General features: G+C 53.8%; 15 protein-coding genes. 1 reads left to right on the plus strand and 14 read right to left on the minus strand.

The genetic code is table 11. The features are described 5' to 3' along the window. Positions 1 to 26: 26 nt before the first annotated feature. From ACLIN2_RS22985 to ACLIN2_RS23030, 10 genes are all read right to left on the minus strand, one after another. Positions 27 to 401, minus strand: a complete 375-nt coding sequence (locus ACLIN2_RS22985; RefSeq protein ID WP_411502242.1) for a VOC family protein — start codon at positions 399 to 401, stop codon at positions 27 to 29. A 138-nt stretch (positions 402 to 539) separates the two neighbouring features. Then, a complete protein-coding gene (hemQ, locus tag ACLIN2_RS22990; protein WP_092274444.1) occupies positions 540 to 1,292 on the minus strand; it encodes a hydrogen peroxide-dependent heme synthase in 753 nt (250 codons plus the stop codon). A 115-nt stretch (positions 1,293 to 1,407) separates the two neighbouring features. Then, entirely contained in the window at positions 1,408 to 2,151 is a 744-nt protein-coding gene (gene nagB / locus ACLIN2_RS22995; protein WP_400588586.1) for a glucosamine-6-phosphate deaminase, read from the minus strand. Positions 2,152 to 2,167: 16 nt separating this feature from the next. Next, complete coding sequence (locus tag ACLIN2_RS23000; protein WP_301173615.1) at positions 2,168 to 3,058, minus strand: MurR/RpiR family transcriptional regulator; 891 nt, start codon at positions 3,056 to 3,058, stop codon at positions 2,168 to 2,170. 222 nt (positions 3,059 to 3,280) lie between these two features. Then, on the minus strand, positions 3,281 to 3,634 hold the full coding sequence (locus ACLIN2_RS23005; protein ID WP_092274437.1) for a DUF1516 family protein: 354 nt from the start codon (positions 3,632 to 3,634) through the stop codon (positions 3,281 to 3,283). 183 nt (positions 3,635 to 3,817) lie between these two features. Further along, positions 3,818 to 4,822, minus strand: coding sequence for a proline racemase family protein (locus ACLIN2_RS23010; protein WP_092274434.1), 1,005 nt, complete (start codon positions 4,820 to 4,822; stop codon positions 3,818 to 3,820). A 30-nt stretch (positions 4,823 to 4,852) separates the two neighbouring features. Continuing rightward, positions 4,853 to 6,292, minus strand: a complete 1,440-nt coding sequence (locus ACLIN2_RS23015; RefSeq protein WP_411502243.1) for an aldehyde dehydrogenase family protein — start codon at positions 6,290 to 6,292, stop codon at positions 4,853 to 4,855. A 12-nt stretch (positions 6,293 to 6,304) separates the two neighbouring features. Further along, on the minus strand, positions 6,305 to 7,189 hold the full coding sequence (locus tag ACLIN2_RS23020; RefSeq protein ID WP_411502244.1) for a dihydrodipicolinate synthase family protein: 885 nt from the start codon (positions 7,187 to 7,189) through the stop codon (positions 6,305 to 6,307). A 37-nt stretch (positions 7,190 to 7,226) separates the two neighbouring features. Further along, positions 7,227 to 8,252: a proline racemase family protein gene (locus tag ACLIN2_RS23025; RefSeq protein ID WP_411502245.1), complete on the minus strand. Its 1,026-nt coding sequence runs from the start codon at positions 8,250 to 8,252 to the stop codon at positions 7,227 to 7,229. Then, a complete protein-coding gene (locus ACLIN2_RS23030) occupies positions 8,249 to 9,448 on the minus strand; it encodes an NAD(P)/FAD-dependent oxidoreductase (protein WP_411502246.1) in 1,200 nt (399 codons plus the stop codon). Before ACLIN2_RS23030 ends, ACLIN2_RS23025 begins: the two co-directional genes overlap by 4 nt. A gap of 216 nt (positions 9,449 to 9,664) precedes the next feature. Here ACLIN2_RS23030 and ACLIN2_RS23035 point away from each other — a divergent pair, with 216 nt between their 5' ends. Next, positions 9,665 to 11,332 carry a sigma-54 interaction domain-containing protein gene (locus ACLIN2_RS23035; RefSeq protein WP_411504582.1) on the plus strand — a complete coding sequence of 556 codons (1,668 nt, stop codon included), beginning with the start codon at positions 9,665 to 9,667 and terminating at the stop codon, positions 11,330 to 11,332. Between the two features lie 191 nt (positions 11,333 to 11,523). Here the strand turns inward: ACLIN2_RS23035 and ACLIN2_RS23040 are convergent, their stop codons facing one another. Genes ACLIN2_RS23040 through ACLIN2_RS23055 form a run of 4 tightly spaced genes read right to left on the minus strand, consistent with a single transcriptional unit; the run spans position 11,524 to position 14,883 of the window. Beyond that, positions 11,524 to 12,240, minus strand: coding sequence for an ABC transporter ATP-binding protein (locus tag ACLIN2_RS23040; RefSeq protein ID WP_092274414.1), 717 nt, complete (start codon positions 12,238 to 12,240; stop codon positions 11,524 to 11,526). Beyond that, positions 12,237 to 13,010: an ABC transporter ATP-binding protein gene (locus ACLIN2_RS23045; protein ID WP_411502247.1), complete on the minus strand. Its 774-nt coding sequence runs from the start codon at positions 13,008 to 13,010 to the stop codon at positions 12,237 to 12,239. The genes ACLIN2_RS23040 and ACLIN2_RS23045 overlap by 4 nt, the downstream gene beginning before the upstream one ends. Then, positions 12,976 to 13,977, minus strand: a complete 1,002-nt coding sequence (locus ACLIN2_RS23050; RefSeq protein WP_411502248.1) for a branched-chain amino acid ABC transporter permease — start codon at positions 13,975 to 13,977, stop codon at positions 12,976 to 12,978. Before ACLIN2_RS23050 ends, ACLIN2_RS23045 begins: the two co-directional genes overlap by 35 nt. 3 nt (positions 13,978 to 13,980) lie before the next feature. After that, positions 13,981 to 14,883 (minus strand): branched-chain amino acid ABC transporter permease, encoded by a 903-nt coding sequence (locus tag ACLIN2_RS23055; RefSeq protein ID WP_092274407.1) that lies wholly within the window; start codon positions 14,881 to 14,883, stop codon positions 13,981 to 13,983. Positions 14,884 to 14,889 lie beyond the last annotated feature (6 nt).

A 14,889-nucleotide genomic window follows, 5' to 3' on the forward strand; every position in this document is an offset into this window, starting at 1 on the left:
TTCACGCAGACAGATTTCTTGCTACTCTACCGATTCCCGCCGCTATTGGCAGAAGCATGCCCAAGAATGTTTACAAGTTTTCCGAAAGGGTCTCGCACGTAGAAACGCCGAACGCCCCATGGCTCATCGGCCGGGCCATATTCAACAGGAATTCCAGCTTGTACGACACGTTTCAATGCTTCTTCGACGTCATCGACTTCTACGGATAAATCCGGTGTCAGGGTACCCGAGCCCCCTTGGGTAGCGAAGCTGATTTGAATACTCATCTGTTCCTTTGCGCCATAGGTAGCAATCCACCCGTGGTCCATGACAACTTCCAAGCCGAGCACGTCTTGATAAAAGCTTTTCGCTCCTGCAGCATCCTGCGTTTCGATATTGGCAACGATGCGTTTTACCTTCATTTGGCTCCCCATCCTTGTGCACGCGTTTTCTGGTTACATTATCCATTTTATCATTTAATTGGAACACATATCGCTTCAGGCGTAAAAAAATCTGCCCTTGCGAATATCGCTCAGGCAGACCTCTTTTGACTCTATAAATTACACCTCAAGCATTTTGCCGAGCGTTTCCACATTCAGCACGTTTCCTACCAGGAAGTTGCCGAATTCGCCGAAGCGTGCGCTGACTTCGTCAAAGCGCATTTCGTAGACAATATGTTTGAATTCCAGTGGATCGTTGGCAAACAGGGTAACGCCCCATTCCCAATCGTCGAAGCCGACGGAGCCTCCGATAATTTGTTTTACTTTTCCTGCATACTTGCGGCCAATCATGCCGTGAGAACGCATCATTTCCTGGCGCTCCTGCATGGTCAGCATGTACCAGTTGTCCTGCAGGTCGCGTTTTTTGTTCATCGGGTAGAAGCAGATGTGCTCCCACTTTGGCAGGATCGGGTACAGACGGTCGCGTACGTGGGGGTTCGCCTTTGGATCTTCACCTGGATTGTTGACGTAGTTGCTCAGCTCCACGACGGATACGTAGGAGTAAGGAGCTTCCGTATATGTAGCGAAACGGGTTTTGTTGAACGCTGTTTTGATCTCGTCCAGCTCCTGCATGGTTGGGCGCAGGAACATGAACACCAGATCAGCCTTATGCCCCAAAATGGAGTAGACGGCCGTGCTGCCTTGCGCCTCTGCTTCGTTCGCTTCCCATGTACGGATCAGCGTATTCAGCTCGTCCAAAGCAGCTTGGCGCTCAGCCTCAGATGCCGCTCTCCACTTTTCCCAATTGATTGTGCGGAAATTATGATACGTATACCAACCTTCCAATGTAAGCAACGCTTCATTCGCGCTCATGGAATTCAGCTCCTTTGAAATATCTGGTTATCCCGACTGCAACATTCCCAGTATAGCATAAGGAGATGGTCGATATTCGGAACAGATTCGTGAACACAAAGCTTTTCCTCGTTTGTCAGGATCGCAGCTTGGCGGAGAGGGCTGAAGCTGCCTCCTCGTCCACGATGACGGTCACGTCAGGATGCAGCTGCAGCAAGGACGCAGGGACGTCAGCGGTCAATTCCCCCTCTAGCATTTGCGAAACCGCTTGTGCTTTCGCTTCGCCACTCGCCAGCAAAATAATCTTCTTCGCTCCGAGAATGGTCTGAATCCCCATCGAAACAGCCTGCGTGGGCACTTCCTGGATGCTGTCGAAATACCGTGCATTTGCCTCCATCGTGCTCTGTGTCAGCGCTACGACGCGCGTAGTCGTGTCCTTCGTAGAGCCTGGCTCGTTAAAGCCGATGTGACCGTTGTTACCGATCCCCAGCACTTGAATATCGATGCCGCCTGCCTGTGCAATCGCCTGCTCGTAACGCTTGCACTCTGCTTCCAGATCTTCGGCATCGCCTTGCGGAACATGCGTTTTTTCCGCTGGAAGGTTGATGTGCGCAAACAAATTTTCATTCATGTACGTCCGATAGCTCTGCGGATGAAGGCTTGGCAGTCCGACATACTCATCGAGGTTAAAGCTTTGCGCCTGAGAAAAATCGACGCCATCCTGTTGGTGCAGGGAAACAAGCTCCCGATACATCCCGACTGGCGTCCCACCTGTTGCCAGCCCCAATACCGTTTTCGGATTGCGAGTGACCTCTTCTGCGATCAGCTTTGCTGCCTGTTTGCTCATATCGTTGTAGTCTTTTACGATGACCAGCTTCACTTTCATTTCCCTCCTGTTAATACTTTCTCGCAAGGACTGCTTTTGCCGTCCGTTCCTTGTACATCAAAGCCTTTTCCTTGTTTCGCATGGTCAATGCGGTAGCGATGACGTCGAGCACGTGCAGCTGCGCCATTTTGGCTGCCAGTGATCCACCCTGCAGGGGACCTTCCTGAGCAGCAGTCAACAAGGTAATGTCCGCCACATTTGTAATCGGTGAGCGCCGGTAATGCGTGATGCAGATGACAGTTGCGCCCGCTTCCTTCGCTACCTTCAATGAATCAATGGTGTCTTTGGTGCTCCCGGAAACTGAAAGCCCGACCGCCACATCCCCTGGACCCAAAGTGGCGGCTGCCATCGCCTGTAGATGAGACTCCGTAAAGGCGTCCACCCGCAGGCCGATCCGCAAGCAAGTGTATTTGGCATCCTGGGCGGTTACAGCAGATGTACCTACCCCGTAAAAGTGGATGGTACCCGCATTCCCCAGCAGCTCGATGCAACGCTCCAGCTGCTCCAAGTCGAATAGCGCACTCGTATCTTCAATGGCCTGGCGATTCGTCGCCGTTACCTTTTGTGTCAATATCCCCAAGGAATCGTCTTCGCCCACTTCGCCATGCAAATTTTTCACCGGGTTCACCAGCTCCTGCGCCAATGCGAGCTTGAACTCCTGGTAGCCGCGAAAACCGATTTTCCTACAGAAACGCAAGACCGTCGTCTCGCCCACTTCTGCCTTTTCCGCCAAATCGATGACAGAGGAGTAGATCACACTCTCTGTTTGATTCAGCACGATGTGGGCTACCTTTTGCTCCGATTTTGTAAAGGATGGCAGCAAGCTTTGAATTTGCAGCAGCGTATTCGTTTTGCCATTCGCCGCAGCTGAAGCTTCCAACCCCTGATCCTGTTGCTCCACGATCCTTCTTCCTCCTCCATGCAAAAAGGCTGTAGTATTCCTACAGCCATTATACACGAATTGGAGTTATCCGCCACTTCTTAAGAAAAAAGTGGAGTTATTCTTCTTTCATCTGGTTTTTTGGCAAGATCAGACCTACAAGCCTTTTTGTCCCACAAGAAAAAAAGACATCCACTCACGAAAAAAAGTGAGCAAATGCCTTTGAAAATCCATTCTGTTCCGTTAAGCAAATACACGGTAGCCGAGCATGATGACGACAACCATAACGACCAGTGCCCCGATGAAAAAGCCAAGGCTTCCATCCTGTCTGCGGGCACGCCCCATACACATTTCGATCAAACCAAACGACACGATGGCGAGCACGCCTTTTACATAATAGTAGACGTCGGTCGTGTGGAATTGGAACAGCATCCATGCGCCAGTTACCAAAATAATGACCATCATCAAGCGCAGCAGCATATGCAGCACTTTTGCTACTTTCGTCTTGCCTGCGCGGTATAGAATGTACCCGATGATCAAGAGGACAAATGCAGCCTCCCAGCCACCTACGTGCGCTTTTAACAACGCATAACCCATATGAAAATCAACTCCTCGATCCTTATTTAATGCCTGTCCTCGACATTATAACAGAAGTGTCGGTAAAATGCAGACGCTCGGACACATGGCATTATTGTGACAACAGGAGCAAGATGATGCTGCATGGCCTTCATAAAAAAAGACTGCACCTATCGTGCAGCCTCTGGCTCCCATAATCTCCCCTTAGCGCAGCAAAAATCCATCCTTCAACGGATCGGTAGGATCCACCACGAACTGATGGAGCCCTGTGATGAATGCTCTTCCTTCGATGGTTGGGATCACAGCGGCGTACTCGGCAACTTGCGTTGTTCCGACTACGGTCCCTATAAACTGGCTGTTTACAATCCCCTCATGGACAAACGGCTCATCGATTTCAAGCTCCCCTCGCGCAAACAACGTTGCCAATCGGGCTGCTGTACCCGTCCCACATGGCGAACGATCCACCTGTTTATCCGCAAAAATCGTGACATTGCGCAGGTGCGAATCCGGCCTTTTCGGCTCGTCGGAAATGATGACTCCGTAAATGCCGGTCAGCTCTGGCTCAAGCGGATGGGCGACATGCCTCTTGGCTTCAATTTGTTCCTTGATCCGTGCCCCCCACTCTTGAAGGATCGGCAGCTGCTCGATTTCTACCTGCACATCCAAGTCCTTTGCCTGCACAACGGCATAAAAGGCTCCGCCAAAAGCAATGTCGACGAGGATGGTGCGCCCCTCCCATTCGATCGGGAAGTCTTGGGCAAGTACAAAGGACGCGACGTTTTCAAACGAAACGGACTTCACCTGCTCATCCACTACGTTGGCCTGAGCGAGGATTCTCCCTGCGGGGCTGTCAATCACGATGTCACCCTTGACGTCATCCACTCGAAGCAAGCCGGTTTCATAGGCAGCCGTCACCACGGCTATGATTCCATGGCCACACATCGTACTGTATCCTTCGTTGTGCATGAACAAGACTCCAAAGGCCGCATCCGGACTAACCGGGGCTGTCATTACGCAGCCGTACATGCCGTGATGTCCACGCGGCTCGTACATGAGCACACGACGAACGTAATCCAGCTCCTCCCGTAAATATTTTCGCTTCTCGAGGATCGTCTCGCCTTTGATCGGAGGAATGCCGCCCGTAATGATCCGCAGCGGCTCACCCCCTGTATGGGCATCGATTGTTGTAAATAGCTGATTGATGTTCATGACAGCCTCCCCATTCTCTGCTAGCTATCCCTACCAGGCGTACTTGATCGCGCACGTCTTGATTTCCGTGTAGAAATCAAGCGCTGCCTGTCCCTGCTCGCGGGTATGGGAGCTGGACTGCTTCATTCCGCCAAACGGTGCTTGATATTCCACACCTGCTGTCTCCTGATTGACCCTGACCATGCCTGCCTGTGCCACGTCCAGGAACCGATGCGCGCTTGCCAGATCACGCGTGAACAAGGAAGCACTCAGCCCGTATACCGTTTGGTTGCACAAGTCAACGGCCTCGGCAAAATCTTCAGCCGGGAGCAAGACAGCCAGCGGCCCGAAGACTTCCTCCTGTACCAAAGCATGGGTAGCTTTGACTCCCTCCACAATCATCGGACGGAAGTAGAATCCCTGTTCGGCCATAGCCAGTGCAGGGCTTTGCGCGACAAGCGCTGCTTGCTCGCTCGCCATTTCCACATATCGGCTTACCTTTTCATACTGTTCGCGGGAGGCCACTGGTCCGAGGTACGCGGCAGGATCGAGCGCTTCTCCCACCACACATGAGGAGATGGCACTTTGCAGGCGCTCCGCCAGCTGTTGATAGATTCCCTTTTCGACAATAATCCGGCTGGTGGCCGTACATTTTTGCCCAGCCGATTTAAAGGCTCCACTCAGCAGGATCGGAACTACCTTGTCGAGATCGGCATCGGCCAGTACGACCGCTGCGTTTTTCCCGCCCATCTCCGTTTGGTACTTAATATTGCGCCCCGCGCAGGCGATGGCGATTTGTCGGCCCGTTGCAGAGGAGCCGGTAAAGCTGACGGCATCGACTGCCGCTTCTTCCGTGAGCGCAGACCCGACTTCCCTTCCTCGACCGATCACCAGATTGAGGACACCAGCTGGAAGCTTCGTTTCGGCGAACAGCTCTGCCAGCCTTGTCGCAGTTAAAGAGCCATTTTCCGCTGGCTTCCAGATGACCGTGTTGCCGCAAATTAGTGCAGGAGCGATTTTCCAGATCGGGATCGCCACTGGAAAGTTCCAAGGGGTGATCACCGCTACCACGCCGAGCGGTACGCGTTTGGTGTATTGCAGCACATTTGTATCCGCAGAAGGGATGACGCTGCCGTTTGCGCGCATGCCTTCGCCCGCATAGTAGCGCAGCAGGCTGACTCCACGCGCGACTTCCCCACGCATTTCTCCAATTTGCTTGCCCATTTCCTGACTGGCTAGTCGTGCCAGCTCTTCCGCATGGGCCTCCAGAACGCTTGCCATCTGATACAAAATCTCTGCGCGAGCGGCACCAGTCATCTGCGACCATTTTTTCTGTGCCTCACGCGCTGCGTGCTCTGCCGCAAAGACGTGGGAGCGATCCGAAAAACGAACCACTCCTACTTCTTCCGCTGTGCGCGACGGGTTCACAACCGTCACCTCATTGCCGGCAGGGACCATCCACTCGCCGCCAATCCAGTTTTTGCTCTGCATCGATGCCCCTCCTTATTTCCCAGCAGCTGTTCCTACTGCGTAGTCAAATGCCTTTTTGATTCCTGCGTAGTAGTCTTGTGGCAGTGGGAGGCGCGGCGGACGAGTAGGACCTACAGGGAAGCCTGCCAGCTCCATCATGTATTTGATCGACTGCACCAGCTGCGGACTAGCATCGTAGTGGAACAGTGGCAGCAGGCGGCGATAGAGAGCTTGTGCTTCCTCCAGCTTGCCAGCACGGGCCAGACGGAAGATTTCCACCCCTTCTTTAGGCAGGGCATTCGGTACACCCGCGATCCAGCCTGTCGCGCCAATCAGCGCACCCTCCATGACCAGATCGTCTACCCCGACCATGACTTCCAGATCTGTCTGTGCCAGGATATCCTGCATACGGCGCAAATCCCCGGAGAACTCTTTGACCGCGACTACGTTTTCCAGCTTGGACAGCTCAGTCAAAATCTCAGGTGTCAGGTCAATTTTGTAGTCATGCGGGTTGTTGTAGGCGATGATCGGCAAGCCTACCGTATTGAGCGCTTCGTAATGGGCAAATACTTCTGGCAATAGCGGCTTGTAGTTGATCGGCGGCAAAGCCATGACACCTGCTGCCCCTGCGTCTTTGGAGAACTGTACCCACTCCACCGCCTGACGTGTCGATGGTGCTGCCGAGCCAACGACGACGGGTACGCGACCTTTCGCTGCAGCAATGACGGTCTGAATGACTTTTGCCCGCTCTTCGCCTGTCATCGTGGCGTATTCCCCGAGGGAACCGGATGGCACGAGCCCGTCTACTCCCGCTTGAATCAGCCACTCGCACAGCTCGGTGAGACGTTTGTAATCGACCTCGAAATCGCTCGTAAATGGCGTCACAATCGCTACGTATACCCCTGCAAATCTTGTCATTCTTCATTCTCCTCTCCAGTCGAGCTGGTTTGTATGATTAGTGATCGGTTGACGGTGGGATGAGCAAAAAGCCTGTCGCCAGCTCGTCTTCCGGATGATAAAAAATCGTATGCTTGCCCATCAGCCAGGCAGAGCCTGCAATCTGCGTTACGACGGCAGGCAGGCCGCCTTCCTCCGTCACTTCCAGCACCTTTCCTGTAAACAAGGAGCCTACGATGCTCTCATGCACAAAGGATTCATCTAATCCAATTTCCCCTTTGGCAAACAAGGTCGCGAGCTTCGCCGAGGTACCCGTACCGCAAGGCGAGCGATCAATGCCTCCGGGCGGGACCACGACCGTGTTTTTCACATCAGCCTTAGGGTGGCTGGGAGCTGTGTAAAACTCCACATGCGTCAGACCGCGAATAAATGGCTTATCCGGGTGGACGACCTCCAGCGTGTGGTTGATCGCCTTGCGGATGCGCACCGCCGCATCGACGATCGTGAAGGCATGTGCTGGCGTCAGCTCCAGTCCCAGCTTGCGCGCATCGGTGATCGCGTAAAAGTTGCCTCCGTACGCGATGTCGCAGGTGACTTGCCCCAGGCCCTCTACCTCTACCGTCACATCCTGTTTGTACAGAAAGGCGGGAATATTGCGGAAAGACACCTCGCGCGCCTTGCCTTCCTCGACCTGGATCTCCACCTCTACCAAGCCAGCGGGTGTATCCAGCTTGACTCTGGTAATCGGCTCGATCACGGGAATCATCCCCGTCTCGACCAGCGTGGTGCAAAGCCCTATCGTATCGTGACCACACATCGGCAGGTACCCGCCTGTCTCGATGTAAATGACACCTACATCTGCCTCAGGATGGCACGGCTCGACCAGGAGAGCTCCTGACATCACATCATGGCCGCGCGGTTCGTACATCAGAAGGGTGCGAATCCAGTCGTATTCTTCCTTCATGTGCAGCATTTTTTCGGCCATCGTCTGACCTTCCAGCTTGGGCAGGCCGCTGATGACGGTCCTCGTAGGATTTCCGCCGGTATGCGTATCGACGGTAGAAAACACCCGGCTTGCTTTCATCGATGCAACACCCCTTTGTTTGAAAATCGATCATGTCGCAGCGGCTCGAGTGGAATGATCGTGTCATTTTGACCCTGCAGCATTTCCGAAATCACTTTTCCGGTGACGGCAGCGAGGCTGATGCCATCTCCCTCGTGCCCAGCTGCGATATAGTAGCCAGGTACTTCCTCCACACGTGAAATGATCGGGAGGTGATCCTCTGTCCACGGCCTCAGCCCACAGTACGTACGTATGATGGCAAAGTCGGCAATCTTCGGGTAAAAGCGCAAGGCCCGCCTCGCCATGCAGCGCACGACATTCATATCCACCTTGGTGTCGAAGCCTACGAACTGGCGGCTCGAGCCAATCAGGAAGTTTTGGCTCTCTGTCGGCTCAAATACTAGCGCCACTCCGTACTTTTCCGTTTCCTCATCCACCTGCCGCGTACCGCCGAACTTGGAAATCAAGTACCCGAATTCCATCACCTTGCGCACACCGACGGGCATTTGTCTGGAGGCGACAATCAGATGGCCTTTTCTCGGGTGGATGGGGATCTCTACGCCAACCATCTGCCCTACGACGGGAGCCCACACACCAGCTGCGTTGACGACCTGCTTGGCTGTCATACTGCCTGCGCTCGTCTCCAGATGAAATGCGCCTGTCGCTTCATCTCGCCGCAGCGACTTCACCTCTGTCCGCTGCATGATCCTCGCCCCGTGCTTTTTTGCCCCTGCAAACAGGGCAAAGGTCAGCATATATGGATTGACGGTCGAGTCTGTCGCACATTCAAGTCCTCCCAGCAGATCGTCGGCGAAGTACGGAGACTCCTGACTGATATCCGAGCGGTCCAGCATCCGAAACGGCAGACCTGCCTCCTTTTGGCGTCGCACCCACTCCTGTGCCGCCTCCATCTCCGCCTCTGACTCGCAAACGAGGATGCTTCCCGGAGCCCGGTACTCAAACGAGTGATCCAGCTCGCGACTGAGCTCGTCAACGAGCATTTGGCTTTGTAGCGACATCTGGCTGTCAAAGCCGGGGTCTTTATCAATGGCCAAAATGTTGCCGTCACAGCGGGAGGAAGTACCGGAAGCAAGCTCGCCTCGCTCCAGAACCACGACGTCCAGTCCAGACTTGGCCGCGTAATACGCAATCGCTCCGCCGATGATGCCCCCACCGATAACTGCGATTTCCGCGTGGGATTGGCTACGTGCTGTCATGGTGTCTTCTCCTCCATCCAAAATGTGTGTCTTCCAGCATTTCTTAAATGCACACACCGTGCCAATCATAGCGAACGGTTCTTTTTCACCTTTTGTCTAAATTCTTTTACAACTTAAAATAGAAATGTATAATATCTAAGAATGTGTTTATCTTTTTATACACTCGTAAAAAGGATGATCCGCTTGAAGCACAAACTGCCTGCCCTATCCGAGCTCATGCAGTTAAACCTTTTGACTTGCACAATCGAAGAGCTTGCGAGCGCACAGCCACAGCCGGATGCTGCCGTCTTTGTTCAGACTGACAACGCTTGGCATGTCGCTCACGCTTCGCAGCTAACAGACGATCACCCGAGGAGCCTGAATGAAGCCCCTTGGGAGCCTGCCATGGCGATCCCGCTGACGACGCCACTCTCGGAGACGATCCCCCTCCTGCAGGACTTTGACAAGCTGCTCCTGATCGACGCATCCGGCAGACCCACTGGCTATCTGGACCGCTCCTGTGCGCTGTCAGCCATCTTTGCTGCGTATGAGGTCCTCGAGGCTTACTTCGAGACCATGATCCAGACCATGGACGCATCGATCTCTGTCATCGATGAAGAAACGAGAATCATGGTCTGGACGGAAGGAGCAGAACAGATCTTTTCCTTGAAGGCCAAAGACGTGCTTGGAAACCCGATTACACAATACTTTCCGCTGGACATGCTGGAGACGCTGAAGTCCCTGCACACGGGACAGTCCCTCTACCGGCACCAGCATCAGCCTCGTGAGGATCTGGTCGTCTTGATCAACACCAATCCGATTTACCTGCATGACAAAATCATCGGAGCGGTCGCTGCCGAGACGGATATCACAAGTCAGGTCAGGCTCAATCAGGAGCTGCTCAACGCCAACAAGAAAGTGAATCACCTCCAGCAGGAAATGGCCAAAATGAGCCCGGCATCAGACCCATTCCAGCAAATCAAAGGAACCAGTCTAGTCATTCGGCAAATCAAGTCCATGATTGAAAAGCTGAGTGCCACACAAGCCACCGTTCTTATCCTGGGCGAGAGCGGTGTCGGCAAGGAGCTTTTTGCCAAGGCCGTCCATGATGTTCGGGAAGGAGCCAACGCTCCCTTTGTCCCCATCAACTGCGGGGCGATCTCCCCGACCCTGTTTGAAAGTGAGCTGTTTGGCTATGAGAAGGGGGCCTTTTCAGGTGCGGATCAAAAAGGCAAAAAAGGAATGATTGAGCTGGCGCGGGGTGGAACCTTGTTTCTCGATGAAGTCGGCGAGATGCCGCTCGATATGCAGGTCAAGCTGCTGCGCGTCTTGCAAGAGAAAAAATACTACCCGGTTGGAGGTACAAAGCAGATCGAGGCCGATTTCCGCATCGTCGCCGCCACGAATAAAAATCTGGAAGCTCTCGTGAAGGAAGGAAAGTTTCGGGAGGATCTGTATTACCGCCTGAACGTGGTCACGCTGAAAATCCCTCCGCTGCGTGAGCGTATCGAGGATGCAATCGAGCTAGCCCACTTTTTCCTCTATGAGTTTTCTTTACGTTACAACCGTCCCATTCATGCCATCTCGCAAAATGTCATGCAAAACCTGATGAATTACGACTGGCCCGGGAACATACGCGAGCTGCGAAACGCTATCGAGCGCTTGGTTGTCTTTGCAACGGACGGCGTCGTGAAGGAAGAGGATTTGCCTTACTCCCTCCAGGGGCAGGTCAAGTCCCCGCCGATGGAATTGCCCGATGACCTAATCTCTTTGCAGGAAGAGCTCGAAGCTCACGAGCGCCGCGTCATTCTGCGTGCCATTGAGCTGGAAAACGGCAACAAGCAGGCAGCCGCCAAACGTCTGGGTATCTCTCGCGCTACGTTGTACAACAAATTGAACAAATGAAAGAAGGCAGCCATCTTAAGTGGCTGCCTTTTCCTTATGGGTCTGCTAGCTTCGGAAAAGAAACGAGCGCAGACGACGACAGATGATGCGTCGATGACTTCCCTTTCTAGGTGGCAGCACCTCTGACAAAATACGGATCCATTCCACGATTGATTCCTCCTTTGTCTTGGGTGTGCAGCGGATATGGTCCGCTACGCCCCCAAATAGGCCTTTACGATCGACTCGTCAGCGCGCAGCACTTCTGCCGTATTCTCCATGACGATCTGGCCCGTTTCCAAAACGTAGCCGCGATGCGCCAAGCGTAATGCTGCTTTGGCATTCTGTTCGATCAGGAGAATGGTCGTGCCTTGCCCGTTAATTTTCCTGATTATTTCCATGATCTCCTGCACAATGATCGGAGCGAGCCCCATAGACGGCTCATCCAGCATGAGCAGCTTGGGTCGAGCCATGAGTCCCCGGCAGATCGCCAGCATTTGCTGCTCTCCTCCACTCAATGTTCCCCCGAGCTGTCGGCTTCGCTCTTTCAAACGCGGAAACAGCGCATACGCCTGCTCGATGCCCTCAGCGATGACCGCTTTCTCTTTTCTCTGCGTAAACCCGCCCAGCTCCAGATTCTCGTGGACGGTCAAGCCGGCGAAGATCCGCCGTCCTTCCGGCACATGGACGATTCCTTCCTCTACTATTCTATGAGGAGACCTGCCTACCAGACTCTTTCCCTCCAGCTGGATGTCACCGCTCCCCGGCCGAACCAGCCCGGAGATTGTTTTGAGCGTGGTGCTTTTCCCTGCCCCATTGCTGCCAAGCAAAGCAACGATTTCTCCCTGCCGCACCTCGAGACTGATCCCTTTTAATGCTTCGATTTTCCCGTAGAACGAATGGACATCGGTGAGCTTCAGCAACGTACTCATATCGCCTCCTCCTCCTTACCGAGGTAAGCTTCGATCACGCGAGGATTGTTCAGGACGTCTGCTGGCGCCCCTTCTGCAATCTTCTGCCCATAATCGAGTACAATGACACGCTCGGAAATCTTCTTGATCAATCCCATGTCGTGCTCGATGATGACGATCGTCAGCTGGTAGGCTTCACGGATGCGGCGAATCAAGGAGATGAGCTTCTCTTTTTCCTCGTAGTTTAGACCAGCTGCTGGTTCATCCAATAAAAGAATTTGCGGCTGGGTAGCCAATGCTCGGGCGATTTCGAGATAACGCTGTGCCCCGTAAGGCAAATTTTTCGCAACCCGCTCGCTATACTCCTCGATCCCCACAAACTGAATGCATGCCATGGCCGTTTTTGTAATCAGCTCCTCCTCCTGCTGCTGAGCTCTCGTGTGCCAGAGTGCTCCCCAGACGGTTTGTGAGGTACGGCCATGCATCCCTGCTTTGACGTTGTCCAGCACGGTCAAATTCGGGAACAAGCGCAAATTCTGAAAGGTCCTGGCCATCCCCAACCGGGTTATTTGACTCGGCTTTTTCCCTACCAAATCCTCATCACCGAGCAGTATGCGTCCAGAGGTAGGACGATAAAAGCCCGTCATCATGTTAAAAACAGAGGTCTTCCCTGCTCCATTCGGTCCGATTATGCTCGTAATCGATCCAGCGGGAACCTCGAAGCTCAAATCGTTGACCGCAGTCAACCCGCCGAACTTAAGCGTTATATTTTTCAGCGTCAAGGCCGACATCTGCATCTCCCCCCTTTCGAGTCGTTGGAGATACTCTACTCGCTGTCTTTCTGATCTCGTAGCGGGCTGGCCATAAGCCTTGAGGGCGGAAAAGCATCATGGCGACCAATGCTGCGCCGAAGATCAGATAGCGCCAATCCTCGACGGAACGCAGCAGCTCCGGCAAGGTGATCACCAGGACGGCTCCCAGCACCACGCCTGGTATACTGCCCAATCCGCCGAGCACGACTGCCAGCAAGATCATGATCGACTGGGTAAAGCTAAAGCTCAACGGTGCAATCGCGCTCATTTTGACTGCAAAAATGGAGCCCGCCATGCTCCCAATCACCGCCCCAATCGAATACGCCAAAAGCTTCATGTTGATCCGGTTGATTCCCATTGCCTCTGCTGCATCCTCGTCCTCGCGAATGTACATCCATGCCCGGCCCAGCCTTGACGTTCCCAAACGCCTGACAGCCAGCACCGCCAGCACCGCTACGATGAGGATCAAGTAGTAGAAATCCATTTGCCCTGAAAGAACGTACCCACCGATGGAAGGACGAGGAATCCCGTATATCCCCGACGCCGAACCCGTAATGGAGAGATTGATGGCAAGAATGCGGATGATTTCTCCAAAGCCGAGCGTGACAATCGCCAAATAATCGCTTCGCAGCCGCAGGGTAGGCGCTCCTACGATGACACCGACGACCGCGGCGAAGGCCATAGCAACCGGCAGGGTCAGCCAAAACGACCAGTGATAGACGGTCATCAAGATGCCCGTCGTATAAGCCCCCACCGCAAAAAACGCCGCATAGCCGAGATCCAAAAGCCCGGCAAAGCCTACTACGACATTTAGCCCTTGAGCCAAAACGACGTAAAACAGAGCCAGAGTCGCAACATCCAGCCAATAATTATCGGAGAGAAAAGGAAGCAGGAAAAGGACGACGAGCAACAGGGCAACGCTGATTTTTTTCCGCGATAGATTCATCCGCTACATCCTCTCTGTCACTTTTTCACCCATGATGCCCGTTGGCCTCAGCACCAGGATGAGAATGAGCAAAGAAAAGGCAACGACATCCTTCCACGAGCCTCCAAAAACAAAGGTTCCGGCCGTCTCCATCATGCCTAGCACCAATCCTCCCAGCATCGCGCCGGGTATGCTGCCGATGCCGCCGAGAACTGCCGCCGTAAACGCCTTGAGCCCGATAATGAAGCCCATCATGAAATTGACGGTGCCGTAGTAGGCCCCTGCCATGGTGCCGGCCCCCGCTGCCAAGGATGCGCCGATGAAAAAGGTAAGGCCGATCACTTTGTGGACGTCGATCCCCATTAAGTGACAAGCTGTCTGATCGTGGGAGATCGCGCGCATGGCTTTTCCATACAGGCTCCGGCTGATAAACAGGTGCAGTCCTAGCATGAGGAGCGCAGAGATGAGGACAAGCCCCATTTGCGTATAGGTGATTTGTGCCCCCAACACGTTCCAGCCATCATGAGAGAGCTGCAGCGGATAGACCTGGTACTGGGCCCCCCACGCAATCATTGAGCCATTTTCCAGAAAAAGGGATACTCCTAAAGCCGTAATCAAGATCGATAGCCGGGGGGCGAGCAAGAGCGGCCGATATGCCACCCGCTCGATCCCCATCCCGATCAATCCGACGATCACCATCGTCAGCAGCAGTACGACGACAATCCCCATCAGACCTGCGCCAGCGCCATTTCCGCTAAGCAAGCTGAGCAGAGTGTAGCCGACAAATGCCCCCAGCATATACAAGTCTCCGTGAGCGAAATTAAGCAGCTTGATAATGCCAAAAACCATCGTGTAGCCCAAGGCGATTAAGCTGTAGAAGGCACCGATTACCAAGCCGTCTGCCAACGTTTGAACCAGCATATCCATTTGTCC

Origin of the sequence: Brevibacillus centrosporus, from assembly GCF_046622605.1 — a bacterium.
Taxonomy (GTDB): Bacteria; Bacillota; Bacilli; order Brevibacillales; family Brevibacillaceae; genus Brevibacillus; species Brevibacillus centrosporus.